Source organism: Pseudoxanthobacter sp. (assembly GCF_036822375.1).
GTDB lineage: Bacteria > Pseudomonadota > Alphaproteobacteria > Rhizobiales > Segnochrobactraceae > Pseudoxanthobacter.
The window spans coordinates 10,304-12,625 of record NZ_DAISHT010000098.1 but is presented as its reverse complement, the minus strand read 5'-3'; the positions used below and the strand labels follow the sequence as shown (position 1 = coordinate 12,625).

General features: G+C 65.0%; 3 protein-coding genes. All 3 read left to right on the top strand.

The features are described 5' to 3' along the window. The coding region (locus V7067_RS10670) for an ABC transporter ATP-binding protein (RefSeq protein ID WP_334175884.1) at positions 1–663 on the top strand (663 nt) is incomplete at its 5' end. A gap of 18 nt (positions 664–681) precedes the next feature. Then, entirely contained in the window at positions 682–1,029 is a 348-nt protein-coding gene (locus V7067_RS10665; protein ID WP_334175883.1) for a DUF6867 family protein, read from the top strand. A gap of 202 nt (positions 1,030–1,231) precedes the next feature. Then, on the top strand, positions 1,232–2,322 hold a 1,091-nt coding region (locus V7067_RS10660), incomplete at its 3' end, for a branched-chain amino acid ABC transporter substrate-binding protein (protein WP_334175882.1).

Sequence of the window (2,322 nt, the reverse complement as noted above, 5' to 3'; positions counted from 1 at the left end):
AAGGGCGTGGATCTGGACGTCAATCGCGGCGAGATCGTCACGCTGATCGGCGCCAACGGCGCCGGCAAGTCGACGCTGATGATGACGGTGTTCGGCAGCCCCCGTGCCCGCGAGGGCAGCATCGTGTTCGAGGGCCGCGACATCACCGAACTGCCGATGCACGAGATTGCGCGGCTGAAGATCGCGCAGTCGCCGGAAGGCCGGCGGGTGTTCCCGCGCATGACGGTGTTCGAGAACCTGCAGATGGGCGCCGTGCTGGGCGATCCGAAGGATTTCGACACCGATCTGGAGCGGATGTTCACCCTGTTTCCGCGCCTGAAGGAGCGCATCCACCAGCGCGGCGGCACGCTTTCGGGCGGCGAACAGCAGATGCTGGCCATCGCCCGGGCGCTGATGAGCCGGCCGAAGCTGCTGCTGCTCGACGAACCGTCGCTGGGTCTGGCGCCGCTCATCGTCAAGCAGATCTTCGATGCCATCCGCACCCTCAACGAAACCGAGGGGCTGACGGTGTTTCTGGTGGAACAGAACGCCTATCATGCCCTCAAGCTCGCTCACCGCGGCTATGTGATGGTCAACGGCGTCATCACCATGGCCGGCACCGGCAAGGAACTGCTGGCGCGCGAGGAGGTGCGGGCGGCCTATCTGGAGGGCGGCGGTCACTGACCGCCGGGGGGAGCCGACATGGGTATTCTCTGGCAGAATTCGTTCGTTGCCTTCCTTGTGCTCACCGTTCTGCTGGGCGGTGGCGGGGCATGGATGACCGGGCGTGCGGTGGCACGCAGCTGGTCTGCCGTGCGCATTCTCTTCGTTTATATGGCGCTGCTGGCCTGCGGCATCCGTTTCCTGCAGTTCTCGCTGTTCGGGGATGGCTTATTGTCGCTGCACTACTGGCTTGTGACGTATGCCATCTATCTGATTATTTCGTTCGCGGGCTGGCGCTATACGCGCACGCTGCAGATGGTGACGCAGTATCGCTGGCTCTATGAGCGCAGCGGGCCGTTCAGCTGGCGCGACCGGGCCAGCGCCTGAGACGATTCCGGCCGGCCGGCCTTCATCGGAGCCGGCCGGCCGGGTCTGCGGTTGCGCGCAGGGCGCGCATTCGCGACCGGAGGGGCGCACTTCAACGGGTGCTCTTCTTCCAGAAACGCGGCACAATGCCGACGGTGCGGGACCGTAACCCGCAACTTCAGGGGCACCGGAAGGGCGCTCCGATCCAGAGGGAGTTTTGGCAATGAAGAAGGTTCTGCTCGCCGGCGCTGCGCTGGCCTTCAGCACCATCCTGTCCTCGGCCGCCTTCGCTGATATCCTGATCGGCGTCGAGGGTCCCATCACCGGCCAGTACGCTTCGTTCGGCGCCCAGCTCAAGGCCGGTGCCGAGCAGGCGGTGGCCGACATCAACGCCAAGGGCGGCCTGCTCGGCGAGCAGGTGAAGCTGGAAGTCGGCGACGACGCCTGCGATCCCAAGCAGGCCGTGGCGGTTGCCAACCAGCTCGCCTCCAAGGGCGTGAAGTTCGTGGCCGGCGCGTTCTGCTCCGGTTCCTCCATCCCGGCGTCGGCGGTCTATTCGGAGGAGGGCATCATCATGATTTCGCCCGCCTCGACCAACCCGAAGTTCACCGACGAGCGCCCGAGCGATCTGGTCTACCGCGTCTGCGGCCGTGACGACCAGCAGGGCATCGTCGCCGGCGAGTTCCTCGCCAAGCACTTTGCGGGCAAGAAGATCGCCTTCCTGAACGACAAGTCGGCCTATGGCCTCGGCCTCGCCGAAGAAACCCGCAAGGCCTACAATGCGGCCGGCGGCAAGGAAGCGCTGTGGGAAGCCTACACCGCCGGTGAAAAGGACTATTCGGCCCTCGTCTCCAAGATGAAGCAGGCGGGCATCGATGTCGTCTATGTCGGCGGCTATCACACCGAGGCCGGCCTCATCCTGCGTCAGATGCGCGAGCAGGGCCTGAACGCCACGCTCGTTTCCGGCGATGCGCTGGTGACGGACGAGTACTGGGCGATCACCGGCGACGCCGGCAAGGGCACGCTGATGACCTTCTCGCCCGATCCGCGCAAGAACCCCGGCGCAGCCCCGATCGTGGAAGAGTTCCGCAAGAAGAGCATCGAGCCGGAAGGTTATGTGCTTTACACCTACGCCGCCATTCAGGCGTGGGCCGAGGCGGTGAAGGCCGCCGGCACCACCGACTCGGAGAAGGTGAACGCGCAGCTGAAGAAGGACGAATTCAAGACCGTCCTCGGCGACCTGAAGTTCGACGCCAAGGGCGACGTGACCCTGCCGGGCTACGTCCTCTATGAGTGGAACAACGGCAAGTACGA